The sequence below is a fragment of the Streptomyces viridochromogenes DSM 40736 genome, from assembly GCF_000158955.1.
Taxonomy (GTDB): domain Bacteria; phylum Actinomycetota; class Actinomycetes; order Streptomycetales; family Streptomycetaceae; genus Streptomyces; species Streptomyces venetus.
The window spans coordinates 6,692,333-6,718,768 of the sequence record NZ_GG657757.1 but is presented as its reverse complement, the minus strand read 5'-3'; the positions used below and the strand labels follow the sequence as shown (position 1 = coordinate 6,718,768).

The window sequence follows — 26,436 nt, the reverse complement described above, 5'->3', positions numbered from 1 at the left end:
CCCCCGGACGATGGCGAGGCCCAGGCCCGCGCCGGCCGGGGGCGTGCGGGCGTGCGTGCCGCGCCAGCCGGTGTCGAAGACGCGCGGCAGGTCCTCCTCGGGGATGCCGCCGCAGGCGTCCGTCACCGACAGCACCACGCCCTCGGTGGAACGCTCCGCGGCGATGGCGACCGTGCCGTCGGCCGGGGTCCGGCGAATCGCGTTGACCAGCAGGTTGCCCAGCACCCGGCTCATCTCCTTGCCGTCCACCTCCACCGGCACCGGCTCGACGCGGCCGCCCACCAGCCGCACCCCGTGCTGCCGGGCGAGCGGGTCGGCTCCGGCCAGCGCGTCGCCGACCAGGTCGTACAGGGAGACGCGGGTGGGGGCGAGGGGGAGCGTGCCGGCGTGGATGCGGGAGAGTTCGAAGAGGTCCCCGACCATGTCGTTGAGGCGTTCGACCTCGGTGCGCATCTGCTTCAGGTAGCGGTCGGGGTCGGCGGCGACGCCGTCCTCCAGGGCCTCCGACATGGCGCGCAGACCGGCCAGCGGGGTGCGCAGGTCGTGCGAGATCCAGGCGACGAGTTCCCGCCGGGAGGTCTCCAGGGCGCGTTCCCGCTCCCGTGACTCGGCGAGCCGGGCACTGGTGGCGGCCAGTTCGCGGCTCAGGGACTCCAGTTCGGCCGTGGCCGGCCCGTCGGGGGCCGCGAAGTCCCCGCCGTCACCGAAGGAGCGTGCGGCCGCGGCGAGCGCACGGCTGCGGGCCACGACCCAGCGGCCCAGCAGCAGCGCGGTGGCGAGGGAGACGACGGCCGCCATGGCGACGACGGTCGTGACGACGCTCAGGTCGTGCGCGGAGAGGAACATCGCCCAGGCGACGGCGAGGGTGCCGGCGAGCATCGCGACCACGCCGACCGCCGCGACCACGGCGAGCGAGGCGGTGAGCGAGCGGCGCCGGATCAGGCGCAGCGCGCCCGCACCGGCCAGACCGGTGGCCGCCGCGCCGGCGAAGGCGTACAGGGCGATGAGAAGGGTGTCGTTCACGATCCGGCCTCCTCTCCGGTGGCTCCCGCGGCTCCCGTGGCGTCGAAGCGGTAGCCCACGCCCCACACGGTCTGGATCAGGCGGGGCCGGGCCGGGTCGTCCTCGACCTTGCCGCGCAGTCGGCGGACGTGGACCGTGACGGTCGACAGGTCACCGAAGTCCCACCCCCACACCTCGCGCATCAGGTCCTCGCGGCCGAAGGCCCGCCCCGGATGGCGCAGGAAAAAGGAGAGCAGGTCGAACTCGCGTAGCGTGAGGGCGAGTTCGCTGCCGTTCTTGGTGGCGCGGCGGGCCGCTGGATCGACGGCCAGACCGGCCGCTCCCAGTCGGTGCCCGGGGGCGGCGGGCCTGCTGCGGCGCAGCACCGACTCCACGCGCAGGACCAGTTCGCGCGGGCTGAAGGGCTTGGTGACGTAGTCGTCGGCGCCGACCTCCAGGCCCAGGATGCGGTCGTCCTCGTCGCCGCGGGCGGTGAGCATGATGACCGGGACCGGGCCGTGCCCCCGCATCCGCCGGCACACCTCCAGGCCGTCCATCCCGGGCAGCATCAGGTCGAGGACGACCAGGTCCGGCCAGTGCGCGGCGGCGCGGGTCAGGGCCGTGGGCCCGTCATCCGCGCGGTCGACGAGGTATCCGGCGCGGTCCAGGTACCCGGCGACGACCTCGGCGACGGTCGGATCGTCGTCGACGACCAGGATCCGCGGGGGCCCGTCGGGGGTCTCCTCGTGCTGTTGGGGCTGTTGCATGTCTCCAGCCTGGCACCGGGCCGCCCGCGGTGCCCGGCCCGGACGCCCCCCGGGCCGCCGACGTCCGCGTTTCGTAAGGAGCGGCAGTCCGGTATGTACTGATTCGCGTTCGTAGGGTGAGTCCCGTGACGACGACTCCTTCGGACGTCGACGTGGTGCTGCCCTGCCTGAACGAGGCCGAGGCCCTGCCCTGGGTCCTCGAACGGATCCCGCCGGGCTGGCGCGCACTCGTCGTCGACAACGGTTCCACCGACGGCTCGGACCGGGTCGCCCGCGCGCACGGCGCGACCGTGGTGCGCGAGCCACGCCGGGGCTTCGGCGCGGCCTGCCACGCCGGGCTGACCGCGGCCACCGCGGACGTGGTGTGCTTCTGCGACTGCGACGCCTCCCTCGACCCGGCGCTGCTCGCCCCGTTCGTGCGCGAGGTGCGCGACGGCGGGGCCGACCTGGTCCTCGGCCGGCGGCGCCCGCAGGGGCGGGGCGCGTGGCCCGCGCACGCCCGCGCCGGAAACCTCGCGCTCGCGCGGATGTTGCGCCGCCGGACCGGGCTGCGTCTGCACGACCTCGGTCCCCTGCGCGCCGCCCGCCGCGAGCCGCTGCTCGCGCTCGGCCTCACGGACCGGCGCAGCGGCTATCCGCTCCAGATGGTCGTCCGCGCGGCCGACGCGGGCTGGCGGATCGCCGAGTACGACGTGCCGTACCTGCCGCGCACCGGGGCCTCGAAGGTGACGGGCACCTGGCGCGGCACCTGGCAGGCCGTACGGGACATGAGCCGCGTACTGGCCGAGTCCCCGGGCGGGGAAGGGGCCGTCAGGTGACCACACTTCTCGTCATCGCCAAGGAGCCGCGGCCGGGCCGGGTCAAGACGCGGCTCACCCCGCCGTTCACGCCCGGGGAGGCCGCGGCGCTGGCGGAGGCCTCGCTCGCCGACACCCTGGACGTGGTCGCGGCGACCCCGGCCACCCGCCGGATCCTCGTCCTCGACGGGGAGCCCGGCCCCTGGCTGCCGGCCGGCTTCGAGGTCCTGCGGCAGTGCGCGGGCGGTCTGGACGAACGGCTGGCGGACGCCTTCGCGCGGTGCGACGGACCGGCCCTGCTGATCGGCATGGACACCCCGCAGGTGACGCCGGAGCTGCTCGCGACGGACCTCGCGGACGGTGACGCGTGCTTCGGCCCGGCGGAGGACGGCGGCTTCTGGGCCCTCGGTCTCGCCGTTCCCGATCCCGCTCTGCTGCGGGGCGTGCCCATGTCCACGCCGGTGACCGGCGCCGTCCAGCGGGAACGGCTCGTCGCGGCCGGGCTGCGGGTACGGGAGCTGCCCCGGCTCCGGGACGTCGACACCGCCGCCGACGCCCACGCCGTCGCCGCCCTCGCCCCGCACGGACGGTTCGCCGCCCGGCTGGCCCGGTGCGCATCGGTCACCGCACGATGAGCGCCCCGCCCGCCACCGCCCTGGCCTGGGCGAGTGCCGACCCGTATGCCGCCGCCCTGCGCGCGGGTCGTGGGCCGCTGTTCCTGCGGCGCTCCGACGGCTGGTTGCTGCCGCTGGAGGTGGAACGCTGGTGTGCCCGGGCCGACCGCGTCGACCGGGACGTGCTGGACCGGTGCGAGGGGACCGTGCTGGACGTGGGCTGCGGGCCCGGGCGGCTGGTGGCGGAACTCGCCGCCCGGGGCCGGGCCGTCCTCGGCATCGACGTCAGCGAGGCCGCCGTCGACCACACCGTGCGGCTCGGCGGCCAGGCGCTGCGGCGCTCGGTGTTCGAGCCGCTGCCCGGCGAGGGCCGCTGGGACACCGTCCTGCTCATGGACGGCAACGTCGGCATCGGCGGCGACCCGCGTGCCCTGCTGGGCAGAGCGGCCGAACTCCTGCGCCCCGGCGGCCTGCTCATCGCCGAGACCGCCCCGGCGGACATCGACGAACGTGTCCACGTCCGCATCACCGACGCGCACACGGCCGCCGGCGCCGCGTTCCCCTGGGCGCGGCTCGGCTCGCGGGCACTGCTCCGGCACGCACGGGGGTGGGAGCGGGCCGGTCAGTGGACGGCGGGCGGCCGCCCCTTCGTCGCCCTGCGCAGCCGCAGCACCAGCAGCAGCGCCGAGCCGCCGAAGAGGACGGCGCTGATCAGCAGCCAGCGGGCGAGGAAGCCGTCCGGGGAGAGTCCGGTGGCGGACCGGTAGCGCCGCTCGACCGCGCCGCTGATCAGCGGGAACCACACGAGCAGGAGCAGCGCGGACAGGGCCGCGGGTACGCGCACGTACGGCACCCACTCCCGGCGCGCGCCCAACCCCCGTACGACCGCCCGGTCCGCCGCCGCGTACAGCGGCAGCAGCACCAGGTCGTGCAGCAGCGCCGCCCCCACGACCCACAGCGCCACGCCGAACCAGTCGTCCGCGAGCAGCCGCACCCCGGCATAGGCGGTGAGCGCGAAGGAGCAGGCGAGCAGGAGGAGTTGGAGGGGGCTCCCCACGAGGATCCTCGGTCGGCGCATCACAGGTCTCCGAACGTCATGCGGGCCACCCACTTGGTGTTGAGCACACCGGGCGCCGCGGGCACGATGACCCGCGCCGGGTGGCCGTGGTCGGGGGACAGTTCCTCGCCGTTGACGTACAGGGCGAGGAGGGAACGCGGGTCGGCCACCTGATCGGCGCTCAGGGCGGCGCTCCGGAAGGCGCCGTGCCGCTGGAGCGACTCGACGAACACGTCCGGCGGGTCGCCGTCGTACCCGACGAGCGCCGCGAGATCGCGCAGCCGCACGCCGCGCCACCACTGGTCCGACGTCGACCAGCCCTCCACACAGGCGATGGGCAACGCCGAGCTGTGCAGGGGAAGTTCGGCGAGCCGGGCGCGGCTGAGGCGGACGGTGCCGGTACGCCCCGTCACCACGAGCCGCCAGGCGTCCTCGCCCGTCTCGGCCGGGTCGATCCCGGCGTACGCGGCCGTCTTGTTGATCTGGAACCCGTTGGGGCCGCTGCCGGGATCCTCGCCGCCGTGCGGTGCGAGGAGGGCGGTGCGCCGCAGCGGACCGTCGAAGTTCTGCCCCACCGTCGTCGCGAACAGCAGCAGGGAGCCGCCCCCGACGAACCACAGGGCGCCACGTCGGGAGACGGTCGGCTCGGCGGGGCGCGGCGTCACCAGGTCGTTCGTCTCCTCCCGCTTCTCCCCTCGCTCCTCCCGCAGCTGCCTCACGTTGCGCAGGACGACGGGCGTCTTCAGCAGCGCGTGGGCGACGAAGGCGGCGAAGAACACCCACGCCCCGTAGAAGTGCAGCGGGTAGAAGGAACCGGGGAAGACGTAGTCGAGCTGGATGTTGAGCACTCCGGTCACGAACTCGAACAGCCCGCCGCCCACCAGGAGCAGCAGCGAGATCCGCTCCAGGGCGTGCGCGAGCGAGCGGGCCGGCGGCAGTGCGAACAGCCTCGGAATCACGGACCACAGCTTGGCGAGCAGGACGGGGATCAGGGTGACGCCGAGGGTGACGTGGACGCCCTGGTTGAGCCGGTACAGCCAGTGCGGGTTCGTCGGCCAGGCGAAGAGGTAGAAGCCGAGGATCCCCTTCTCCGGGGTCTTGTCGTTCACCGGCGACAGGTCCGGGTTGTAGGCGGCGTACGAGACCAGGCCCGTCACGAACAGCACGGTGATGCCGACGAGCAGGACGAGGCCCAGCACCGAGGTGAACCAGGGGCCGCGCAGGGGGCTGCGCCAGAAGCCGGGAGAGGAGGGAAGCCGTGGGTCGTCTCGCATGGCCCGACGGTAGGCCGGGATCCCCCCGGGAAAGCGTGCGCGACCCATGACGAAACGCTGACGTCCGGCCCGGACGGCGGCCCGCGCCCGCCCTGTCGGCCTAGCGTTCCGGTGTGACCCGCTCCCTCCGCCGTGACCTGTACGCCGCCGGGGCCGCCGCGCTGCTCGTGGCGGCGGCCGTCCTGGCCGGCCGCCGCATCCAGGACACCAGCCACACCTTGTTCGTCGACTGGCCTCCGCTGCTGGCGTCCTGGGGCCCTCACCTGGGCCCCGGCACCCCGGCGGCCGTCCTGGTCGCGATCGCCACCGTCGTCCACGGGCCCGCCCTCGCGGCCCGTCTCCCCTGGCGTGCCCTGCTGCCGGTGGCCTGGGGCACGGGCGCGGCGTGGATCTGCTCCCTCGCGCTGGTCGACGGCTGGCAACGCGGCATCGCGCGCAGGCTCACCACCCGCTACGAATACCTCCAAGTCATCGACCGCTTCCACGACATCCCGGCGGCCCTGCGGGACTTCACCCGGCACATCCTTCTCGACTCCCCGGACAACTGGCCCGCCCACGTCGCCGGCCACCCGCCCGCGGCCACGCTCACCTTCGTCCTGCTCGACCGGGCCGGGCTGCGGGGCGGGGGCTGGGCCGGCATCTGGTGCATCGCCGTCGGGGCGACGGCCTGTGTGGCCGTGCTGGTCGCGGTTCGTGCCCTGGCCGGTGAGCGACTCGCGCGCCGGGCGGCGCCCTTCCTCGTGCTGGCCCCGGCCGCCGTGTGGATGGGCACCTCGGCCGACGCGTACTTCGCGGCGGTGGCGGCGTGGGCGGTGGCGCTGCTGGCACTGGCGGTCACCGGCCGGTCCTTCTGGTGGGCGGGCGCGTCCGGGCTGCTGTTCGGCCTGACCTGCTACCTGTCGTACGGACTCACGCTCGTCGCGCTGATCGCGGCGGCGGTACTGGCGCTCGGCCAGGGCGGGATCCGGGAGCGCCCCGCCCTGCTGGTGCCGCTGCTCGCCGGACTGGCGGTGGTCCCCACGGCGTTCACGCTCGCCGGGTTCGACTGGTGGGAGGCGTACCGCCTGCTGGTGACGCGCTATCACCAGGGCGCGGGCGGCATCCGGCCCTACGGCTACTGGGTGTGGGCCAACCTGGCCTGCGCGGTGATCGTCACGGGCCTGGCGACGGCGGCGGGGCTGCGGCGGACGGGCGCCGTGCTGCGCGGGCGGCACACCGAGCCGCGAGACGGCGTCCGCCTCGCGGTCCTCGTGTGCGGCGCGCTCCTCGCCCTGCTGCTCGCCGACCTGTCCGGCATGAGCAAGGCGGAGACGGAGCGCATCTGGCTGCCCTTCGCGGTGTGGCTCCTCCCGGCCTGCGCGCTCCTCCCCCGCCCGCGCGCCTGGCTCACCGCCCAGGCGGTGCTCGCCCTGCTCCTCAACCACCTGCTGCGCACCGGGTGGTGAGGCGCGGGGCTAGGACCCGTCGTCCTCCAGGTTCCCCTCCGTCTCCAGGTACACCTGCCGGAGCCCCTCCAGCACCGCCGGGTCGGGCTTCTCCCACATGCCGCGGGACTCCGCCTCCAGCAGGCGTTCGGCGATGCCGTGCAGGGCCCAGGGGTTGGCCTGCTGGAGGAACTCGCGGTTGGCGGGGTCGAGGACGTAGGTCTCGGTGAGCTTGTCGTACATCCAGTCGGCGATCACGCCGGTGGTGGCGTCGTAGCCGAACAGGTAGTCCACCGTGGCGGCGAGTTCGAAGGCGCCCTTGTAGCCGTGGCGGCGCATCGCCTCGATCCACTTCGGGTTGACGACGCGGGCGCGGAAGACCCGGGAGGTCTCCTCGACGAGGGTGCGGGTGCGGACCGTCTCGGGGCGGGTCGAGTCGCCGATGTACGCCTCGGGTGCGGTGCCGCGCAGGGCGCGGACCGTGGCGACCATGCCGCCGTGGTACTGGAAGTAGTCGTCGGAGTCGGCGATGTCGTGCTCGCGGGTGTCCGTGTTCTTCGCCGCGACCGCGATCCGCTTGTAGGCCGTCTCCATCTCCTCGCGGGCGGGGCGGCCCTCGAGTTCGCGGCCGTAGGCGTAGCCGCCCCAGACGGTGTAGACCTCGGCGAGGTCGGCGTCGGTGCGCCAGTCGCGGGAGTCGATGAGCTGGAGCAGTCCGGCGCCGTAGGTGCCGGGCCGGGAGCCGAAGATGCGGGTGGTGGCGCGGCGCTCGTCGCCGTGCTCGGCGAGGTCCGCCTGGACGTGGGCCCGGACGTGGTTGACCTCGGCCGGCTCCTCCAGCGAGGCCGCCAGGCGTACGGCGTCGTCCAGCAGGCCGATCGTGTGCGGGAAGGCGTCCCGGAAGAAGCCCGAGATGCGCAGGGTGACGTCGATGCGGGGACGGCCGAGCTCCTCGTGCGGGACGGCCTCAAGGCCGGTCACCCGGCGCGAGGCGTCGTCCCAGACGGGGCGGACGCCGAGCAGCGCGAGGGCCTCCGCCACGTCGTCGCCCGCCGTGCGCATCGCGCTCGTGCCCCACAGGGAGAGGCCGACGGACGTGGGCCAGTCGCCGTTGTCCGCGCGGTAGCGCTCCAGGAGGGAGTCCGCGAGCGCCTGGCCGGTCTCCCAGGCGAGGCGGGAGGGGACGGCCTTGGGGTCGACGGAGTAGAAGTTGCGCCCGGTCGGCAGGACGTTGACCAGGCCGCGCAGCGGGGATCCGGAGGGGCCCGCCGGGACGAAGCCGCCGGCCAGCGCGTGGACCGTGTGGTCGAGTTCGGCCGTCGTCGCCGACAGCCGCGGGACGACCTCGCGGGCCGCGAACTCCAGGACGGCGGCGACCTGTTCGCCGTGCCCGGTGGGAACGGCGGCCGGGTCCCAGCCCGCGTCGTCCATCGCCTGGACCAGGGCGCGGGCCTTGTCCTCGGCCTCGTCGGCCGTCGTACGGGTCGCCGCGGACTCGTCCAGGCCGAGGGCCTCGCGCAGGCCGGGCAGGGCCGTCACGCCGCCCCAGATCTGGCGGGCACGCAGGATGGCGAGGACGAGGTTGACGCGGTCCTCCCCCTGCGGCGGGTTGCCGAGGACATGCAGACCGTCGCGGATCTGGGCGTCCTTGACCTCGCAGAGCCAGCCGTCGACGTGCAGGAGGAAGTCGTCGAACCCGTCGTCGTCGGGGCGGTCGTCCATGCCGAGGTCGTGGTCGAGCCGGGCGGCCTGGATGAGGGTCCAGATCTGGGCGCGGATCGCGGGGAGCTTCGCCGGGTCCATGGAGGAGATCTGGGCGTACTCGTCGAGGAGTTGCTCCAGCCGTGCGATGTCGCCGTAGGAGTCGGCGCGGGCCATCGGCGGGACGAGGTGGTCGACGAGCGTGGCGTGGACGCGGCGCTTGGCCTGGGTGCCCTCGCCGGGGTCGTTGACCAGGAAGGGGTAGACCAGGGGGAGGTCGCCGAGGGCGGCGTCGGGGCCGCAGGCGGCGGACAGTCCGGCGTTCTTGCCGGGCAGCCACTCCAGGTTGCCGTGCTTGCCGAGGTGGATCATCGCGTCCGCCCCGAACCCGCCGTCCTCGGCGGCCGCGGCGATCCAGCGGTAGGCGGCCAGGTAGTGGTGGGAGGGCGGGAGGTCCGGGTCGTGGTAGATCGCGATCGGGTTCTCGCCGAAGCCGCGCGGGGGCTGGATGAGGATCAGCAGATTGCCGAAGCGCAGGGCCGCGAGGACGATGTCGCCCTCCGAGTTGCGGCTGCGGTCGACGAACATCTCGCCGGGGGCCGGGCCCCACTTCTCCTCCACCGCCGTGCGCAGATCCTCGGGGAGCGTGGCGTACCAGCGGCGGTAGTCGGCGGCCGGGATGCGGACCGGGTTGCGGGCGAGTTGCTCCTCGGTGAGCCAGTCCTGGTCGTGGCCGCCGGCCTCGATCAGCGCGCGGATCAGTTCGTCGCCGTCGCCGGAGGCCAGGCCCGGCACCTCGGTGTCCGTTCCGAAGTCGTAGCCCTCGTCGCGGAGCCGGCGCAGGAGGGCCACCGCGCTCGCGGGGGTGTCCAGGCCGACCGCGTTGCCGATGCGGGAGTGCTTGGTCGGGTAGGCGGAGAGGACCAGTGCGAGGCGCTTGGCGGCGGGCGGGATGTGCCGAAGTCGCGCGTGGCGTACGGCGATTCCGGCGACGCGGGCCGCGCGCTCGGGGTCGGCGACGTAGGCCGGGAGGCCGTCCTCGTCGATCTCCTTGAAGGAGAACGGGACGGTGATGAGGCGGCCGTCGAACTCGGGGACGGCGATCTGGCTGGCCGCGTCGAGCGGGGAGACGCCCTCGTCGTTCTCCTCCCAGGCGGTGCGCGAGCCTGTGAGGCACAGGGCCTGGAGGATCGGGACGTCCAGCGCGGTGAGCGCGCCCGCGTCCCAGGACTCGTCGTCGCCGCCGGCCGATGCCTCGGCGGGCTTGGTGCCGCCCGCGGCGAGGACGGTGGTGACGATGGCGTCGGCGGCGCGGAGTTCGTCGATGAGCTCGGCCTCGGGGGCGCGCAGGGAGGCGACGTACAGGGGCAGGGGCCGCCCGCCCGCCTCCTCGATCGCGTCGCAGAGGGCGCCCACGAAGGCGGTGTTGCCGCTCATGTGGTGGGCCCGGTAGTAGAGCACGGCGACGGTCGGGCCGTCGGCTCCCTCGCGGGCCGTGCGCTCCAGCGGGCCCCAGGTGGGCGCGGGCGCGGGTGCCTCGAAGCCGTGGCCGGTCAGCAGGACCGTGTCGGAGAGGAAGCGGGCGAGCTGCTCCAGGTTGGCCGGGCCGCCGTGGGCGAGGTAGGCGTGCGCCTCGGCGGCGATGCCGACGGGGACGGTGGAGGCGGCCATCAGCTGGGCGTCCGGGGCCTGTTCGCCGGTGAGGACGACGACGGGGCGGCCGTCGGCGAGGAGCAGGTCGAGTCCCTCCTGCCAGGCCCGGACGCCACCGAGGAGGCGTACGACGACCAGGTCGGCACCGTCGAGGAGACCGGGGAGGTCCTCAAGGGCGAGGCGGGCCGGGTTGGCGAAGCGGTACGGGACCGGGCCGGCCGCCGCGCGTGCGCTGAGCAGGTCGGTGTCGGACGTCGACAGGAGAAGGATCATGCGGCGTGTGGCCTTCCTCGGGGTGTCCGCGCCCCGGGCGGTGGTAGGACGGCGGGAGTTCCTGGCTCGCCCGGCCGGTGGGGGCCGGGCTCACAGTGGCGGGACCGCGCCGGACTCGCACCGGGCTTCCTCCCCTGTCGCCGTCGTGGCGTCGGCGGACCGGATGATCCGCCGCGGATCATAGTAAGGGGCAGGCGAAAAGGGCGGGGCGTACAGCGGGTGTGATGGTAGGTATGCTCGCCGCCATGTCCACGCCTGCCCTCCGTTCATCGCCCCAGGCCACAGCGGTCTCCCGGGACCGCGGTGACGCCTGCCCGGGGACGCTGCGGCTGCATGCGGCGGACGACGGCGCACTGGCCCGCGTCCGGGTTCCCGGCGGTGTACTGACCCTTCGGCAGGCGGAGGTGCTCGCCGACGCGGCGGAGCGGCTGGGCGACGGCGACCTGCATCTGACCTCGCGCGGGAACGTGCAGCTGCGGGGTCTGGCGGACGGCTGCGGCGGCGAGTTGACCGGGCTGCTGGACGCGGCCGGGATGCTGCCGTCGCACGCGCACGAGCGGGTGCGCAACATCGTGGCCTCGCCGCTGTCCGGCCTCGACGGGCGGGGCCTGCTGGACGTACGGCCCTGGCTGACGGCCCTCGACGCGGCGCTGTGCGCGAGCGAGGCGGCGCGGGCCCTGTCGGGGCGTTTCCTGTTCGCGCTCGACGACGGACGCGGTGACGTGGCCGGGCTCGACGCCGACGTGACGGTCCGGGCGACGCCGGACGGCGGGGCGCAACTCGGCCTGGGCATGGCCGGAACAGCGCTGCACGTCGCCGTCGAGGACGCGGCGCGGGCCGCGCTGGTGGCGGGCGAGACCTTCCTGGAGGCGGCGCGGACGAGCGGGGCGCGCGTCTGGCGTGTCGAGGAACTCGACCGCCCGGTGGACGAGTTGCTCGACGCGGTCGGCCGGCGTCTGACGGCCGAGGGCATCCGTCACGAGCCGCGCACCCGGGAGACCGGCCGCACCGACGGCCCGCCCCCGGGGGCCCTCGGCACGGCCCTCTCCGTGCACGTACCGCTGGGACGGCTCACGGTGCGCCAATGGCGCGAACTGACCCATACCGCCGCCGAGGAGCTGCGTCTGACGCCGTGGCGCGGTGTGGTACTTCCCACACAGGGGACGCCTGCGGACGAGTCCCTCGCGCGCCTCGCCGCCACCGGCCTCGTCACCGACCCCGACTCCCCCTGGCTGCGCGTGGGCGCCTGCATCGGCAGGCCCGGATGCGCCAAGTCGCAGGCCGACGTACGGACCGACGCGGCCGGGGCCCTCGGCGCGGTCGAGCCGCACGGGCTGCCCCTGTACTGGTCCGGGTGCGAACGCCGCTGCGGGCACCCCCGGGGCGACCGCGTCGACGTGGTCGCCGCTCCGGGAGGCGGCTACCGACTCTCCACCGCCGTGCACGGCCAGGAGTCCCGGACCACCTCGATGGACGACCCCGCCCGACTCGCCACCGCCCTGGCGGCGATCACCTCATGAGCCGTATGACGACCGAGAGCAGTGTGAAGACCACCGTGACCACGTACGACTACGAGAAGGACGGCCCGGCGATCTACCGCCAGTCCTTCGCCACCATCCGCGCGGAGGCGGACCTCGCGGCCCTGCCCGCCGACGTCAGCCAGGTAGCGGTCCGGATGATCCACGCCTGCGGGATGGTCGACCTCGTACGGGACCTGTCCTACTCACCGGCCGTCGTGGCCCGTGCCCGGCAGGCCCTGCGCTCCGGTGCGCCCATCTTCACCGACGTGCAGATGGTGGCCAGCGGGGTGACCCGCAAGCGGCTGCCCGCCGGCAACGACGTGCTCTGCACCCTCTCCGACCCGTCCGTGCCCGCACTGGCGGCGCGGCTCGGCACCACGCGCAGCGCCGCCGCGCTGGAGCTGTGGCGGGACCGGCTGGAGGGCTCGGTGGTCGCCGTCGGCAACGCGCCCACCGCCCTGTTCCGGCTGCTGGAGATGATCGAGGAGGGGGCTCCCCGGCCGGCCGCCGTCATCGGTGTCCCGGTCGGCTTCGTCGGGGCCGCCGAGTCCAAGGACGCCCTGGCCGCGCATCCGTCCGGCCTGGAGCACCTGGTCGTGCGCGGCCGTCGCGGGGGCAGCGCCATCGCCGCCGCCGCGCTCAACGCGATCGCGAGTGAGGAAGAGTGAGCGGCGAGCAGTCCAACGCGGGGCGGCTGTACGGGGTCGGGCTCGGCCCGGGCGACCCGTCCCTGATGACCGTACGGGCCGTCGAGGTCATGGCCGAGGCGGATGTGATCGCGTACCACAGCGCCCGGCACGGCCGTTCCATCGCCCGCTCGATCGCGGCGAAGCACATCCGCGAAGACCACATCGAGGAGCGGCTGGTCTACCCGGTCACGACCGAGACCACCGACCATCCCGGCGGCTACAAGGGCGCGATGGAGGAGTTCTACGCCGAGGCGTCGGCCCGGCTCGCCGCGCACCTGGACGCGGGGCGGACGGTCGCGGTCCTCGCCGAGGGCGATCCGATGTTCTACGGCTCCTACATGCACATGCACAAGCGGCTGGCCGACCGCTACGCGACCGAGGTGATCCCGGGCGTCACGTCCGTGTCCGCCGCGGCCGCCCGGCTGGGCACACCGCTCGCCGAGGGCGAGGAGGTGCTCACCATCCTGCCGGGCACCCTGCCCGAGGAGGAGCTGACCGCACGGCTCGCCTCGACGGACGCCGCCGTGGTGATGAAGCTGGGGCGGACCTTCACCAAGGTGCGGCAGGCCTTCGCGGATTCCGGGCGGCTGGGCGAGGCCCGGTACGTCGAGCGGGCCACCATGGCCGGGGAGCGGCTCGCCGAACTGGCGGACGTGGACGCCGAGTCGGTGCCGTACTTCTCGGTGGCCGTGCTGCCCAGCCAGGTGGACGCCGAGCGGCCTCGGACGCCGGAGCGGGGCGAGGTCGTCGTGGTCGGGACCGGGCCGGCCGGTCCGCTGTGGCTGACGCCCGAGACACGGGGTGCGCTGGCCGCCGCCGACGACCTGGTCGGCTACACGACCTACCTGGACCGGGTGCCGGAGCGTCCCGGACAGACACGGCACGGCTCGGACAACCGGGTCGAGTCGGAGCGCGCCGAGTTCGCCCTGGATCTGGCCGGGCGCGGGCGGCGGGTAGCGGTCGTCTCCGGCGGCGACCCGGGCGTCTTCGCCATGGCGACGGCCGTGCTGGAGGTCGCCTCCCGGAAGGAGTACGCGGATGTGCCGGTGCGGGTGCTGCCGGGCGTGACCGCCGCCAACGCGGCAGCGGCCCGCGCGGGCGCCCCGCTCGGGCACGACTACGCCGTCCTGTCCCTCTCCGACCGGCTCAAGCCGTGGGAGGTCATCGCCGAGCGGCTGCGCTCCGCCGCCTCGGCGGACCTGGTGCTGGCCCTGTACAACCCGGGCTCACGCAGCCGCACCTGGCAGGTGGGCAAGGCACGCGAGCTGCTGCTGGAGCACCGGGCGCCCGACACCCCGGTCGTGGTGGCACGGGACGTCGGCGGAACCGGCGAACGGGTGCGGATCGTACGGCTGTCCGACCTGGATCCGGCCGAGGTCGACATGCGCACGATCCTGCTGGTCGGCTCCTCCCAGACCCGGGCGGTCCGCCGCGGGGACGGCGAGGAGATCGCCTGGACCCCGCGGCGATACCCGGAGACCGGGCCCGGACCGCTCTCCTGACGATCCGGGACGCACGGCGCGGGGCCACGAGGAACGCCTGCCCCCGCGCCGTCGGCCGAAGGCACGGGCCCGGCGGGATCGGCTGAGGAGCCGGTGGGTAGGACGCAGGAGCCGCCAGAAGATCGCCCGGCGCCGGCGCCGCTCCCCGGGTCTGAGCCCGGCGGGTCTCCGGCAGGGCCGGGTCGTTCTCAGCCGGTGGTCCGGGAGTCACCCTCAAGTCGCTCCCCGACCCACCGGGCCGCCGACTCCGGGTCGGAGACGACCGGGACGCCCTCGGGGACGGGGGGCCGGCGGACCACGACCACCGGCAGCCCGGCCTCCCGGGCGGCCGTCAGCTTCGGCGCGGTGGCCCCTCCCCCGCTGTCCTTGGTCACCACGACGTCGATGCGGTGGCGGCGGATCAGCTCGCGCTCTCCGTCGAGGGTGAACGGGCCGCGCTCCAGCAGCACCTCCAGCCGGGCCGGGTGCGGAGCCTCGGGCGCGTCCACCGACCGTACGAGGAACCACAGCTCGTCCAGCGCGGCGAACGCGGCCAGGCCCATCCGCCCGGTGGTGAGGAACACCCGCCGGCCGAGCGCGGGCAGCAGCAGCGCGGCCTCCTCCAGGGAGCCGGCGTCGTGCCAGTCGTCCCCCTCGACGGGGACCCAGCCGGGGCGCCGCAGGGCGAGCAGGGGAACATGGGCGGTGGCGGCGGCCCACGCCGCGTGGAAACTGATCGTCCCGGCGAAAGGGTGGGTGGCATCGATGAGTACGTCCACCCGGTGCTCGCGCAGCCACGCGGTCAGCCCCTCCACCCCGCCGAAGCCGCCCACCCGTACCTCACCCGGCGGCAGCCGCGGACTCGCCACCCGCCCCGCGAGGGAGCTGGTCGGGGTCACCCCGGGTGTCGCGTGCAGGAGTTCGGCGAGACGGCGGGCCTCCGAGGTGCCACCGAGGATCAGTACGTGCATGGAAGTCCAGGTCCGTTCATGAGCAGCGAAGTGAAGGGCGGCCGCAGGGCCCAGCTGGAACACACCGGCCTGCGCCCCGGCTGGACCACCGGCGCGTGTGCGACGGCGGCCACGACGGCGGCGTACACCGCCCTGCTGACCGGCGAGTTTCCCGACCCGGTGACGATCACCCTGCCGAAGGGACAGACGCCGTCGTTCGCGCTGGCCGCCGAGGAACTGGGCGACGGGCACGCGATGGCGGGGGTCGTGAAGGACGCGGGCGACGATCCGGACGTCACCCACGGGGCCCTGGTCCGGGCCACGGTACGGCCGCTGCCCGCCGGGGCCGGGGTCGTGTTCAGGGCGGGGCCCGGGGTCGGCACCATCACCCGCCCCGGCCTGCCCCTGCCCGTCGGCGAGGCGGCCGTCAACCCCGTCCCCCGCCGCATGATGGGCGACCACGTCGCCGAGGTCGCCGCCCGGCACGGCGGCACCGGGGACGTCGAGATCACCGTCTCCGTGGACCACGGCGAGGAGATCGCCCGCTCCACCTGGAACCCCCGGCTCGGCATCCTGGGCGGCCTCTCCATCCTGGGCACGACCGGCATCGTCGTGCCGTACTCCTGCTCGGCGTGGATCGACTCCATTCGGCGGGGTGTGGACGTGGCCCGGGCGGCGGGCCGTACGCATGTCGCGGGCTGCACCGGGTCGACCTCGGAGAAGACGGTCGTCGCCGAGTACGGCCTGCCCGAGGACGCCCTGCTCGACATGGGCGACTTCGCGGGCGCGGTGCTGAAGTACATCCGCCGCCACCCCGTCGACCGGCTGACCGTCTGCGGCGGCTTCGCCAAGCTCTCCAAGCTCGCCGCCGGCCACCTCGACCTGCACTCCGCCCGCTCCCAGGTCGACAAGGGCTTCCTCGCCGAACTGGCCCGGCGCGGCGGCGCGGACGAGGCCCTGGCCGCCGAGGTGGCCGGGGCCAACACCGGCCTCGCCGCGCTCCAGTCCTGCATCGCGGCCGGGGTGCCGCTCGGCGACCTGGTCGCCACCACCGCCCGCGACGAGGCCCTGGCCGTGCTGCGGGGGGCTCCGGTGGCGGTCGACGTGATCTGCATCGACCGGGCGGGGACGGTGGTGGGGCGCAGCGCGGTGGCCTGACGGCCGCTCACCGTGCTCAGCACACGTGGCGTTCCCGCTCCGGCGAGTACAGGTGGCTGTCCCGGAACTGCTCCGCTCCCAGCGTCCGCCCCACCATGATCACGGCGGTGCGCAGCACACCGGCCTCCTTCACCTTCCCGGCGATCTCCTCCAGCGTGCCGCGGATGACGATCTCGTCGGGGCGGGAGGCGTAGGCGACGACCGCGGCGGGGCAGTCCGCGCCGTAATGCGGGAGGAGCTCCTCGACCACGCGGTCCGCGTACCTGGCGGCCAGGTGCAGCACGATCAGCGCGCCGCTGCGGCCGAGCGTGGCGAGGTCCTCGCCCTCGGGCATGGCGGTGGCCCGGTTGGCGACACGGGTGAGGATCACGCTCTGGCCTACGGTCGGCACGGTCAGCTCCCGCTTCAGGGAGGCCGCCGCGGCGGCGAAGGCCGGGACGCCCGGGACGACCTCGTAGGGCACCCCGGCCGCGTCCAGCCGCCGCATCTGCTCGGCCACCGCGCTGAACACGGACGGGTCCCCGGAGTGCAGCCGGGCCACGTCGTGCCCCTCCTCGTGGGCGCGCAGCAGTTCGGCGGTGATCTGGTCCAGGTCGAGCTGCGCGGTGTCCACCAGCCGGGCGTCCGGCGGGCATTCGGCGAGCAGTTCACGCGGGACCAGGCTGCCCGCGTACAGGCAGACCCGGCAGGCGGCGAGCGTGCGGGCGCCGCGCACCGTGATCAGGTCGGCGGCACCGGGGCCCGCACCGATGAAGTACACGGTCATCTGTCTGCTCCCGAAAGGGTGTCGAGTCCTGGGGTGGCTGGTCCTGCGGTGCCGAGTCCTGGGGCGCCGAGGCCCGCGGTGCCGAGGGTTTTCCGCACGGCCCACTGGGTCACCGGCATCGCCTGCCGCCACCCGGTGAAGCCCCCCACCGGCACGGCGTGCGAAACCGCGAGCCGCACCAGCTCGCCGCCGTGTCGCCGGTGGGCGTCGGCGAGCAGCGCCTCGGACTCCAGCGTCACGGTGTTGGCGACCAGCCGCCCGCCGTCGGGCAGCGCCTCCCAGCACGCGTCGAGGAGGCCGGGCGCGGTGAGTCCGCCGCCGACGAACATCGCGTCGGGGGGCGGGAGCTCGGCGAGGACGGCGGGGGCGGCACCGGTGACGACCCGCAGGCCGGGCACACCGAGCCGGTCCGCGTTGCGCGTGATCCGCTCGGCGCGCGCCGGATCGCGCTCCACGGTGACCGCGCGGCACGAGGGGTGGGTGCGCATCCACTCGACGGCGATGGATCCGGAACCACCGCCGATGTCCCACAGCAGTTCACCGGGCGCGGGCGCGAGAACCCCGAGGGTGGCGGCGCGGACGTGCCGCTTGGTGAGCTGCCCGTCGTGCTCGTACGCCTCGTCCGGCAGCCCGGGCACGGCGCCGAGCCGCAGGGTGTCGGGGGCGCGGCGGCAGTCGACGGCGACGATGTTGAGGGGGTCGCCGGGCGGGTGCTGCCAGTCGTCGGCGGTGGACTCGGCGGTGGCGTGTTCCTTCTCGCCGCCCAGTTGCTCCAGGACCCGCATCCGGCTGGGACCGAAGCCCCGGTCCCGCAGCAGGGCGGCGACCTCGCCGGGGGTGGTGGCGTCCGCGCTGAGGACGAGGAGGCGCCGGCCGTGGTGCAGGGCGGCGGCGAGGCGGGCGGCGGGCCGGCCGACGAGCGTGACGACCTCCACGTCCTCCAGGGGCCAGCCGAGCCGGGCCGCGGCGTAGGAGACCGAGGAGGGGTGCGGCAGGACGCGCAGGGCGTCCGTCTCCTCGGCGAGGGCGCGTCCGATGCCGTAGAACATGGGGTCTCCGCTGGCCAGCACGGCGATCCGGCGCCCGGCGTGCGCGGCGAGCAGGCCGGGGACGGCGGGGCGCAGCGGCGACGGCCAGGCGACGCGCTGTCCGGTGCACCGCGGCGGCAGCAGATCCAGCTGGCGCGCGCCCCCGATCAGGACCTCGGCCTCGCTCAGCGCGGCACGGGAGACGCCGGGCAGCCCCGCCCAGCCGTCGGCCCCGATCCCGACGACGGTCACGGTGGCGGTCGGTGCGGGGGGTGCGGGCGTCACTGCGCGGTACCTCGGCTTTCGGGGACGACAGAGGCGCACTCTACTGGGCGGTGACCAGCGCATCCTCGCTCGGGTGGGCCGTCGCCGCCCTCTCCCCGATCACGGTTGGGGTTTCAAGTATTGGTCCCGTGGCCGAGTCGGGACCACCCACGTAACATGAGTAGTCGCACACGCCCCGGGAATGCGGTAACACCCGGTGACCGTGGAACAAAGGTGCTCCGTATGACGACACTGACGGAATACATCGGGGAACCAACAATCGCGGACGGTCCCGCTGTCTGGCGTATCGCCCGCGAATCCGGAGAACTCGACGTCAACTCTCCGTACAGTTACCTGCTGTGGTTCCGCGATTTCGCGCACACTTCCGCGGTCGCTCGCGACGGAAACGGCGCACCGATGGGTTTCACCACCGGCTACCGCCGCCCCGACCGGCCCGACGTGCTCGTCATCTGGCAGATCGCCGTCACCGGGGCCGATCGCGGACGGGGCCTCGCCGGCGCCATGCTCGACCACCTCACCGGCCGACTGTGTGCGCAGAGCGTCATCGACCGGGTGGAGACGACCATCAGCCCGGACAACACCGCCTCCCAGCAGCTGTTCCTCTCCTTCGCCGAACGACACAGGGCACCGTTGAAACGCGAACTCCTCTTTCCCGCGGAGCTGTTTCCCGAGGCCCACGAGCCCGAGTACCTGTACCGCATCGGACCACTGCGCTGAAATTCGGCGGCGCCGCAGAAGTGCCGGTGCTCAGGCTCTTCCCGCACCTAGGAGTGTCATGACGAAAAGGCAGCCGGATCTGAGCGTATTCGAAAGCCTCGAATCCGAGGTACGCAGTTACTGCCGAGGGTGGCCCACCGTCTTCGTCCACGCGCGGGGAAGCCGCCTTCGCGACGAGCACGACCGCACCTACGTCGACTTCTTCGCGGGTGCCGGATCGCTCAACTACGGCCACAACGACCCCGCTCTCAAGCGGGCCCTCCTCGACTACATCGAGGCCGACGGAATCACCCACGGCCTGGACATGGCCACCACCGCGAAGCGCAGGTTCCTGGAGACCTTCCGGAATCTGGTGCTGCTCCCGCGCGAACTGCCGTACAAGGTGATGTTCCCGGGCCCGGCCGGAACCAACGCCGTGGAGGCCGCGCTGAAGCTGGCCCGCAAGGTGAAGGGGCGCGAGGCGATCGTCTCCTTCACCAACGCGTTCCACGGCATGTCCCTGGGCGCGCTGGCCGTCACCGGCAACGTCGTCAAGCGGGCCGGCGCCGGCGTCCCGCTGGTGCACGGCACCCCCATGCCGTTCGACCACTACCTCGACGACCGGGTGCCGGACTTCCTGTGGTTCGAGCGGCTGCTCGACGACCAGGGCTCGGGTCTGAACAAGCCCGCCGCGGTGATCGTCGAGACGGTGCAGGGCGAGGGCGGCGTCAACGTGGCCCGGGGCGAGTGGCTGCGGGAGCTGGCCGATCTCTGTCACCGGCACGACATGCTGCTCATCGTGGACGACATCCAGATGGGCTGCGGACGCACCGGGGCCTTCTTCTCCTTCGAGGAGGCCGGCATCACGCCGGACATCGTCACGCTGTCGAAGTCCATCAGCGGCTACGGCCTGCCGATGTCGCTGTGCCTGTTCGGGCCCGGCCTGGACGTGTGGGAACCGGGTGAGCACAACGGCACCTTCCGCGGCAACAACCACGCCTTCGTCACCGCGACCGCCGCGCTCGAGACGTACTGGACCGACAACCGGATGGAGAAGCAGACCATCACGCGCGGGGAACAGGTCGAGCAGGCGCTGCACACGATCCGCGACGAGCACCCCCGGCTCGGCGCCGCCGTCCGCGGACGCGGACTGGTGTGGGGGATCGAGTTCACCGAGAAGCACCGCGCGTCGGCCGTGGCCCGCCGCGCCTTCGAACTCGGGCTGCTGGTCGAGACGTCCGGGCCCGAGGACGAGGTCGTCAAGCTGCTGCCGGCACTCACCATCCCTCCGGAGGAACTCGACGAGGGGCTGCGGATCCTCGCCCGGTCGGTACGGGAGACGACGTGATAGTCCGGTCACTGAGCGAGATCGAGAACACCGAGCGCCATGTGAGGGCCGCTTCCGGTACCTGGGAGAGCAAACGCCTCGTGCTCGCCAGGGACAAGGCCGGCTTCTCGCTGCACGAGACCGTGCTGTACGCGGGCACGGAGACGTCGATGCGGTACGCGCACCACGTCGAGGCCGTGCTGTGCGTCGCGGGCGAGGCCGAACTCACCGACGAGGAGACGGGCGAGACCCACTGGATCAAGCCCGGCACGATGTACCTGCTCGACGGCCACGAGCGGCACACGCTCCGCCCCAAGACGGACTTCCGCTGCGTGTGCGTCTTCAACCCCCCGGTCACCGGGTGGGAGGACCACGACGAGAACGGCAGCTACCCGCCCCCCGAACCCAACGCCTGACGGAAGGGGACCGGCCAATGACCGCGACCACCACGGCCGTCCAGGACCTGTACCCCACCCGGGGCCCCGCGGAGGTCATCACACCCCGCAGGGATCCGGTCGTCTGGGGGCCGACCTCCCCCGGTCTGGAGTCGTTCGAACGCGACGGCTTCCTGACCGACGGCCACCTGCTGACCGACGACGAGACCGAGACCTACCGCACCGAACTCGACCGGCTGCTCCACGACCCGGGGCTCCGCACCGACGAACGCCGCATCGTCGAACCCAGGACCCAGGAAGTCCGGTCGGTGTTCGAGGTGCACAAGATCAGTGAGGTCTTCGCGAACCTGGTACGCGACGAACGCGTGGCGGGCACCGCCCGCCGCATCCTCGGCTCCGACGTGTACGTCCACCAGTCCCGGATCAATGTCAAGCCGGGCTTCGGCGCTTCGGGGTTCTACTGGCACTCGGACTTCGAGACCTGGCACGCCGAGGACGGCCTGCCGCGGATGCGCACGGTGTCGGTCTCGATCGCGCTGACCGAGAACTTCGCCACCAATGGCAGCCTCATGATCATGCCGGGCTCGCACCGAACGTTCGTCGGCTGCGCCGGCCGGACGCCGAGGGACAACTACAAGAAGTCCCTCCAGATGCAGGACGCGGGCACACCGTCCGACGAGGCGCTGACCCGCTTCGCCGACGAGCACGGCATCCGCCTGTTCACCGGCGCGGCGGGCTCGGCGACCTGGTTCGACTGCAACTGCATGCACGGTTCCGGCGACAACATCACGCCGTATCCGCGCAGCAACGTCTTCATCGTCTTCAACAGCGTGGAGAACACGGCGGTGGAACCGTTCGCGGCGCCGGTGCGGCGGCCGGAGTTCATCGGGGCGCGGGACTTCACGCCGGTGCGGTGACCAACCCCCTGCCGGGGGCCCGGGGGTCGCCCCCGGAGAACACAGCATCGGGGCGCGGGACTTCACGCCGGTGCGGTGAGATCAGGGCGACGGGGCCGGGGACCCCTCTCCTCCGGACACCGGGGTGAGGAGTTCCGCGCACCAGGCGAAGCTCGCCGTCCCCGCTTCGTGCGCGACGACGAATCCCGTGGCACAGGCGGCGATCGAGGAGACGGCGGTGGGCAGGTGGTAAGGCGCCGCCAGCTGCTGCCGGGTGACGAGATCCCAGAGGACGACACGCCGGTCCTCGCCCCCGCCGAGGGCGAGGACTCGGCCTCCGGGCAGCCGCACCGTGGCCAGGGCGGTCACCCGCTGCCGCAGGCCGGTGAGAGGTTCGGACACCCCCGGACGGTCCAGGTCCCACACGCGGACCGCGCCCCCGTCCCCACCGGACACGGCCACCGTCCGTTCCCCGGGCAGCACGGCGGTGGCCACCGCCTCGATGCGCCGGTCGCCGCGGGTCAGCGCCGCCACTTCGGACCCGGTCGACACGTCCCACACCAGCAGGGAGCCCCTGCGGTCACCGCTGACCACGAGGCCGGGGGTGCGGCCACCGTCGGCCAGGGATATCGCCGTCACCCGGCCGCCGTGCCCGGTGAAGGTCGGCAACCGCGTCCCCGTCCGCAGCTCCCACACGGTCGCGACGGCCGTGTCTCCGCCGGCGACCAGGACCTGCCGGCCGTCCGCGGTGCGGCCCACGGCCACCGCCCTGATCCGTCCCGGCCCGCCGGGAAACCTGTGGACCAGCTTTCCGGTCGTCAGCTCCCACATCCGCAGTGAACCGTCCCGGCCGCCCGCCACGACGACCGGCCCCAGGTCCGGCACGTCGGCCGTCGCCAGCGCCCGCACCAGCAACCGGCGCCCCGAGTCGTCCAGCACGTGTCGGTGGTCGCCCGTCGCCAGGTCCCGCACCTCCGCACCCCGCTCGCCGCCCCCGGCGACGCACAGGGCCGGCCGCTCCTCCGGCGCGGCGATGGCCACCGCCTCCATCACCTCCTCGTGCCCGGTCTCCGGGGCGTCGGGGCGGGCGTCCACGACGTCCCAGACGACGGCGTTGCCGTCGGCGCCGCCGCTCACCGCCACCAGCCGCTCGTCGATCAGCGCCACGTCGACGCTGTGCACGCCACCGGGATGCGCGGCGAAGACGTGGGTCCGCCGTCCGGTGCCGAGTTCCCACACGGCGACTCGTCCGTCGGCGCAGCCCGTGACGACCCGTCCGCCCCCGCCGTCCTCGACCAGCGCGAGGGAGGTGATCACCCCGTGGCCCGCGGTCACCAGCTCGTGCAGCCGCCGGCCCGCGGCGAGGTCCCACACCAGGACACGCCCCGCGCGGTCACCGCTCACCGCGACGTGCCGGTCGCCGGCGGTACCCGCGGCCACGCGGGTCACCCGGTCCGCGTGCCCCGTCAGCACGTGCGGCCTGCGCCCGTCCGCCGCGTTCCACACCAGCACACGGCCGTCGTAGCAGCCGGTGACGGCCACGACCGTGCCGTCGCCCAGCGTGGTCGTGGCCACCGCGCGGACGAAGTCGGCGTGCGGTCCGAGGGTGCCCAGCGGCTGTCCCGTCCGCACGTCCCAGACCCGGGCCGCCTGCTCCTCACCGACGGCGACGGCGACCGGGGTGCCGTCCGGCAGTCGCGTGGCGGCCAGTCCGGAGATCAGCACCAGAGAGCTGTCCAGCCGGGTCAGGCGGCCGTCGTCCGGGTTCCACAGGAGCAGCGTCTTGCCCTGCCCGGCGGCCACCGCGCGGGTGCCGCCCTCCGGGAGGGTGACGGTGACGAGCGTCCGGATCGGCCCGATGCCGGCCGCCCGCCGACGGACCCGGTCGCCGGTGCGCAGGTCGTGGACGTACAAGTGACCGTCCTCACCTCCGGAGACGAGGACGGGGCGGCCGTCCGCGAGCCGGGCCGGCGCGATCGCCCGGACCGGCCCCGACAGACCGCCGAGGGTGCGCAGGGTCCTGCCGCTGAACGGGTCCGACAACCGTGTCCGGTCGAGGTCCCCGGTGCTGACGACCGCGTACGTCCCGCCGCACTCCGATACCCCGGCCCCCTCGTCGTCCGGCACCTGAGTCAGCATCACCCGGGAGACCGGCCCGGCATGCGGGCCGAGGGTCTGCAGCCGTGCCGTGGTCGCCGTCCGGCTCGCCGCCCAGACCGGCCGGGTCGGTGCCGGGGGCAGGCCCGGCTGGGAGGCCAGCGTGTCGGACAGCCCGGTGTCCCGCCACACGGTCGCGTCGAGGCACAGCAGGTCCCGTCGTACGGCCGTGATGTGCCGGAGCGGATGGTGTGCCGTGGTCTGCCGGTAGACGTCGGCGTGCAGCCGGGCCCGGTGACCGCGGGCGCGGTGCAGGTGCCGTACGAGCCGCTCCGGGTCCGCGTGCAGCAGGTACGACACGTCCTCCAGCAGCGCGTCCAGTTGGTCCGGGCCGGCGTCCACCGCGTGGTCGGCCGCGTGTCGCCGCAGATAACGGTCCGCCCTGGACCAGTCGCGGACACCGTGCTCGGCCGGCACGGTCGACAGCAGGGCCCGCAGTACGGCTCCGGGATCCGTGCGCTCCGCCAGGTACTCGGCCGGCGCCCGGTGGAAGAAGCGGTAGAGCTTCCCGCCGTCCAGGGCCGGATCGGCACCGGGGTCGTGGGTGGACCGGAGGTAGAACCGCGCCTCGGTGAGAGCCTCGGCCGTGTCCCTCAGCCGCGGCGGCAGCGCCCCGTCACGGGCGTCGGGGCGCAGCGCGAGGGCCACCTGGTGCACGAGGCCGGACGGCATGCCCTGCCCGGCCGCCCGGGCGAGCGCCGCCAGCACCGCGCCGGTCCAGGGCAGTTCGGCGGTGAGCGTGCGCAGGTTCAGTTCGAGCATCCCCGGCAGATCGCACGGCAGGTCCCGGGCGATCTCGTCCCGGGAGAGGAGTGTGCCCGCCCGGGAGAGTCTGCGCAGGTGGGCGCCGTACACGGCCGCGGTCAGGAACGCCCCGTGCTCGGCGGGGCCCGACAGGCGGCGCGCGATCATCTCCGTGACGTCGGCGGGGTAATCGGTGTCCAGCAGCCGGCCCAGGTAGGTGGCGAGGTGCTCGGCCAGTGACGCGGGTCGTTCCGCGTCGAGGTCGAGGAGTCGATCGGGGTGGCCGGCGACGGCCGCATGCAGGTCGGGCAGGCTGTCCGGCCACAGCCGGGTACCGACCAGCACCCGGCAGCCGGGCACCGGATCGCCGCCCTCGCCCGCGAGCGGCAGCAGCACGTGCCGCAGCAGCCCGTCGGGGTCGTCGGCCTCGTCGAGCGCGTCGAGTACGACGGTGACGTCGCCGACCGCGCGCAGAGCCGCGGCCAGTTCCTCGGGGGTCGCGTTCGTCGCCTCCGCCCGCGCAGGCGGACGTCCGCCCAGTTGCCTGGGCGTGCGCAGTGCCCTCACCTGCCGGTGCAGCGAGTCCACGACGTCCTGGGTGGACAGGTGGTGCGCGTGCACGGCCAGCAGCCGGGGATCGGGCGGGGGGCGGAAATCACGCAGGTCGAGCCGGTCCCGCAGGGGACGCAGCTGGGGGTGGACGGTGCACACCGTCACCCCGAGGAGGGCCGACTTGCCCGCTCCGGGTCTGCCGATGACGGCCAGGAGGCGGTTCCGCCGGGGGTCGCAATCGCCGAGCCACTCCTCGATGCGCTTGAGCTCGGTACGGCGCCCGCTGAAGAAGAACGCCTCCGCGTCCGGGGTGCCGGCGGCCCGGGCGGCGAAGTGGTGCAGGTCCAGCCGGGGATCCAGTTTTTCGGCGTAGCGCCGCAGAGCGGCGACCGCTTCGGCCCGGAACTGCTCCGCGGCGTCGACGGCGTGGTGCGGGTTGCGGAGGAACGGCGCCGGTGGCTGGGAGGCCTCGTCGTGCTTGGTGCACACCACGTCCTGCTTCGGCATGCCCTCGGCGGCGTCGATGCGCTCCAGTTCGGCGTCGATCTCCTCCGCCAGCAGGGTCACGGGAACGTGTTCCAGGTCGGGAGGAACGTCCAGCGCGCGGCGGGCGATGCGGTCGATCACCGAGGCGGTCGCCTTGCTGAAGCGCGCTCCGTAGGTGATCTTCCTGGCGGCGCAGGCCGCGATCACCCAGGCGTTGCGACTCTCCATACCGAGCAGGCGCTGGGTGAGCTGCGAGGTCAGGGCCGTACCGCCGCCGCACACGTCGAGCAGGAACAGGACCGGCCCGCCCTCTTCGTGTTCGGCGTCCCGGAGCAGGTCGTCGAAGTCCACGCTGGTGCCGCGGATCTTCTTGGGGAGCGTCGTGGTTCCCGTCATCGCCAGGTACAGCACGGTTCCGACCGTCTGCGCATGGCCGCTGAAGTGCACCACGAGGGGATCCTGCCCGGCCCGGTGGCGCGCCGCCCGCCACGCGAGGCGGAACTCGAGGGGTGTCGGGTCGAGCAGGGGCCCGGTGACGTCCAGGCCGGCCCGCTGGAGGGCGTGCGCGACGTTCCGCACGGAGTCGGCCACGCTCGGCAGGGGTTCGAGCGGCAGCACCCCCTCGGCCTCTTCCTCCTCGGTCGGGACGCGCGCGGGGAAGCTCCCCGCGCCCACCACGAGTGCGTGCACTGTCACGGCCGTATTCCCCCTCCGTACGGCATGAGTTCCCGGGTGTGCGGCAGC

20 protein-coding genes and 1 riboswitch are annotated in these 26,436 nt (G+C 74.0%); of the genes, 12 read left to right on the top strand and 8 right to left on the bottom strand.

Annotation, left to right across the window (positions count from 1 at the left end; genetic code table 11):
* Both SSQG_RS29540 and SSQG_RS29535 read right to left on the bottom strand, forming a co-directional pair.
* The coding region (locus tag SSQG_RS29540) for a sensor histidine kinase (protein ID WP_003993589.1) at positions 1 to 1,023 on the bottom strand (1,023 nt) is incomplete at its 3' end.
* Positions 1,020 to 1,769 (bottom strand): response regulator transcription factor, encoded by a 750-nt coding sequence (locus tag SSQG_RS29535; protein WP_003993588.1) that lies wholly within the window; start codon positions 1,767 to 1,769, stop codon positions 1,020 to 1,022. The genes SSQG_RS29540 and SSQG_RS29535, both read right to left, overlap by 4 nt.
* Before the next feature lie 116 nt (positions 1,770 to 1,885).
* Here SSQG_RS29535 and SSQG_RS29530 point away from each other — a divergent pair, with 116 nt between their 5' ends.
* The 3 genes from SSQG_RS29530 to SSQG_RS29520 are packed head-to-tail and all read left to right on the top strand — an operon-like array spanning position 1,886 to position 3,947.
* Entirely contained in the window at positions 1,886 to 2,587 is a 702-nt protein-coding gene (locus SSQG_RS29530; protein WP_039933883.1) for a glycosyltransferase family 2 protein, read from the top strand.
* Positions 2,584 to 3,201 carry a TIGR04282 family arsenosugar biosynthesis glycosyltransferase gene (locus SSQG_RS29525; RefSeq protein ID WP_039933880.1) on the top strand — a complete coding sequence of 206 codons (618 nt, stop codon included), beginning with the start codon at positions 2,584 to 2,586 and terminating at the stop codon, positions 3,199 to 3,201. Before SSQG_RS29530 ends, SSQG_RS29525 begins: the two co-directional genes overlap by 4 nt.
* Positions 3,198 to 3,947, top strand: coding sequence for a class I SAM-dependent methyltransferase (locus tag SSQG_RS29520; protein ID WP_039935505.1), 750 nt, complete (start codon positions 3,198 to 3,200; stop codon positions 3,945 to 3,947). The genes SSQG_RS29525 and SSQG_RS29520 overlap by 4 nt, the downstream gene beginning before the upstream one ends.
* Before the next feature lie 310 nt (positions 3,948 to 4,257).
* Here SSQG_RS29520 and SSQG_RS29515 read toward each other — a convergent pair whose 3' ends face one another.
* A complete protein-coding gene (locus SSQG_RS29515) occupies positions 4,258 to 5,511 on the bottom strand; it encodes a molybdopterin-dependent oxidoreductase (RefSeq protein WP_039933877.1) in 1,254 nt (417 codons plus the stop codon).
* A gap of 113 nt (positions 5,512 to 5,624) precedes the next feature.
* Between SSQG_RS29515 and SSQG_RS29510 the strand changes: the two genes are divergently transcribed.
* Positions 5,625 to 6,956: a hypothetical protein gene (locus tag SSQG_RS29510; RefSeq protein WP_003993583.1), complete on the top strand. Its 1,332-nt coding sequence runs from the start codon at positions 5,625 to 5,627 to the stop codon at positions 6,954 to 6,956.
* 9 nt (positions 6,957 to 6,965) lie between these two features.
* Here SSQG_RS29510 and cobN read toward each other — a convergent pair whose 3' ends face one another.
* Positions 6,966 to 10,562, bottom strand: coding sequence for a cobaltochelatase subunit CobN (cobN, locus tag SSQG_RS29505; RefSeq protein WP_003993582.1), 3,597 nt, complete (start codon positions 10,560 to 10,562; stop codon positions 6,966 to 6,968).
* A 56-nt stretch (positions 10,563 to 10,618) separates the two neighbouring features.
* A riboswitch (cobalamin riboswitch) is annotated at positions 10,619 to 10,693 on the bottom strand.
* A 102-nt stretch (positions 10,694 to 10,795) separates the two neighbouring features.
* Between cobN and cobG the strand changes: the two genes are divergently transcribed.
* Genes cobG through SSQG_RS29490 form a run of 3 tightly spaced genes read left to right on the top strand, consistent with a single transcriptional unit; the run spans position 10,796 to position 14,273 of the window.
* On the top strand, positions 10,796 to 12,082 hold the full coding sequence (cobG, locus tag SSQG_RS29500; RefSeq protein WP_208865679.1) for a precorrin-3B synthase: 1,287 nt from the start codon (positions 10,796 to 10,798) through the stop codon (positions 12,080 to 12,082).
* Positions 12,079 to 12,750, top strand: coding sequence for a precorrin-8X methylmutase (locus SSQG_RS29495; RefSeq protein ID WP_003993580.1), 672 nt, complete (start codon positions 12,079 to 12,081; stop codon positions 12,748 to 12,750). Before cobG ends, SSQG_RS29495 begins: the two co-directional genes overlap by 4 nt.
* Complete coding sequence (locus SSQG_RS29490) at positions 12,747 to 14,273, top strand: precorrin-2 C(20)-methyltransferase (RefSeq protein WP_003993579.1); 1,527 nt, start codon at positions 12,747 to 12,749, stop codon at positions 14,271 to 14,273. Before SSQG_RS29495 ends, SSQG_RS29490 begins: the two co-directional genes overlap by 4 nt.
* Positions 14,274 to 14,461: 188 nt before the next feature.
* Here SSQG_RS29490 and SSQG_RS29485 read toward each other — a convergent pair whose 3' ends face one another.
* Positions 14,462 to 15,223, bottom strand: a complete 762-nt coding sequence (locus SSQG_RS29485) for a cobalt-precorrin-6A reductase (protein WP_003993578.1) — start codon at positions 15,221 to 15,223, stop codon at positions 14,462 to 14,464.
* Between the two features lie 18 nt (positions 15,224 to 15,241).
* On the opposite strand from SSQG_RS29485, the gene SSQG_RS29480 reads away from it, so the two are divergent.
* Positions 15,242 to 16,360 (top strand): cobalt-precorrin-5B (C(1))-methyltransferase, encoded by a 1,119-nt coding sequence (locus tag SSQG_RS29480; protein ID WP_003993577.1) that lies wholly within the window; start codon positions 15,242 to 15,244, stop codon positions 16,358 to 16,360.
* A gap of 16 nt (positions 16,361 to 16,376) precedes the next feature.
* Here SSQG_RS29480 and cobM read toward each other — a convergent pair whose 3' ends face one another.
* Both cobM and SSQG_RS29470 read right to left on the bottom strand, forming a co-directional pair.
* Positions 16,377 to 17,126, bottom strand: coding sequence for a precorrin-4 C(11)-methyltransferase (cobM, locus tag SSQG_RS29475; RefSeq protein WP_003993576.1), 750 nt, complete (start codon positions 17,124 to 17,126; stop codon positions 16,377 to 16,379).
* Positions 17,123 to 18,439 (bottom strand): bifunctional cobalt-precorrin-7 (C(5))-methyltransferase/cobalt-precorrin-6B (C(15))-methyltransferase, encoded by a 1,317-nt coding sequence (locus tag SSQG_RS29470; protein ID WP_039933874.1) that lies wholly within the window; start codon positions 18,437 to 18,439, stop codon positions 17,123 to 17,125. Before SSQG_RS29470 ends, cobM begins: the two co-directional genes overlap by 4 nt.
* 222 nt (positions 18,440 to 18,661) lie before the next feature.
* Here SSQG_RS29470 and ectA point away from each other — a divergent pair, with 222 nt between their 5' ends.
* The 4 genes from ectA to thpD are packed head-to-tail and all read left to right on the top strand — an operon-like array spanning position 18,662 to position 21,774.
* Positions 18,662 to 19,156 carry a diaminobutyrate acetyltransferase gene (ectA, locus tag SSQG_RS29465; protein ID WP_003993574.1) on the top strand — a complete coding sequence of 165 codons (495 nt, stop codon included), beginning with the start codon at positions 18,662 to 18,664 and terminating at the stop codon, positions 19,154 to 19,156.
* A gap of 58 nt (positions 19,157 to 19,214) precedes the next feature.
* The gene (gene ectB, locus SSQG_RS29460) at positions 19,215 to 20,483 is read left to right on the top strand and encodes a diaminobutyrate--2-oxoglutarate transaminase (RefSeq protein WP_003993573.1); all 1,269 of its coding nucleotides are present in this window, start codon (positions 19,215 to 19,217) and stop codon (positions 20,481 to 20,483) included.
* Entirely contained in the window at positions 20,480 to 20,878 is a 399-nt protein-coding gene (locus SSQG_RS29455; protein ID WP_003993572.1) for an ectoine synthase, read from the top strand. Before ectB ends, SSQG_RS29455 begins: the two co-directional genes overlap by 4 nt.
* A 17-nt stretch (positions 20,879 to 20,895) precedes the next feature.
* Positions 20,896 to 21,774 (top strand): ectoine hydroxylase, encoded by an 879-nt coding sequence (gene thpD / locus SSQG_RS29450; RefSeq protein WP_003993571.1) that lies wholly within the window; start codon positions 20,896 to 20,898, stop codon positions 21,772 to 21,774.
* Positions 21,775 to 21,855: 81 nt separating this feature from the next.
* Here the strand turns inward: thpD and SSQG_RS29445 are convergent, their stop codons facing one another.
* Positions 21,856 to 26,388, bottom strand: a complete 4,533-nt coding sequence (locus tag SSQG_RS29445; RefSeq protein WP_003993570.1) for a WD40 repeat domain-containing protein — start codon at positions 26,386 to 26,388, stop codon at positions 21,856 to 21,858.
* Positions 26,389 to 26,436: the final 48 nt, after the last annotated feature.

Excerpts from the sequence above, each read along its gene's own strand:
- SSQG_RS29535 (WP_003993588.1), bottom strand. The coding sequence starts at position 1,769 with ATGCAACAGCCCCAACAGCACGAGGAGACCCCCGACGGGCCCCCGCGG.
- SSQG_RS29520 (WP_039935505.1), top strand. The coding sequence starts at position 3,198 with ATGAGCGCCCCGCCCGCCACCGCCCTGGCCTGGGCGAGTGCCGACCCG.
- SSQG_RS29515 (WP_039933877.1), bottom strand. The coding sequence starts at position 5,511 with ATGCGAGACGACCCACGGCTTCCCTCCTCTCCCGGCTTCTGGCGCAGC.
- cobN (WP_003993582.1), bottom strand. The coding sequence starts at position 10,562 with ATGATCCTTCTCCTGTCGACGTCCGACACCGACCTGCTCAGCGCACGC.
- cobG (WP_208865679.1), top strand. The coding sequence starts at position 10,796 with ATGCTCGCCGCCATGTCCACGCCTGCCCTCCGTTCATCGCCCCAGGCC.
- SSQG_RS29495 (WP_003993580.1), top strand. The coding sequence starts at position 12,079 with ATGAGCCGTATGACGACCGAGAGCAGTGTGAAGACCACCGTGACCACG.
- SSQG_RS29485 (WP_003993578.1), bottom strand. The coding sequence starts at position 15,223 with ATGCACGTACTGATCCTCGGTGGCACCTCGGAGGCCCGCCGTCTCGCC.
- SSQG_RS29480 (WP_003993577.1), top strand. The coding sequence starts at position 15,242 with ATGAGCAGCGAAGTGAAGGGCGGCCGCAGGGCCCAGCTGGAACACACC.
- cobM (WP_003993576.1), bottom strand. The coding sequence starts at position 17,126 with ATGACCGTGTACTTCATCGGTGCGGGCCCCGGTGCCGCCGACCTGATC.
- ectA (WP_003993574.1), top strand. The coding sequence starts at position 18,662 with ATGACGACACTGACGGAATACATCGGGGAACCAACAATCGCGGACGGT.
- ectB (WP_003993573.1), top strand. The coding sequence starts at position 19,215 with ATGACGAAAAGGCAGCCGGATCTGAGCGTATTCGAAAGCCTCGAATCC.
- thpD (WP_003993571.1), top strand. The coding sequence starts at position 20,896 with ATGACCGCGACCACCACGGCCGTCCAGGACCTGTACCCCACCCGGGGC.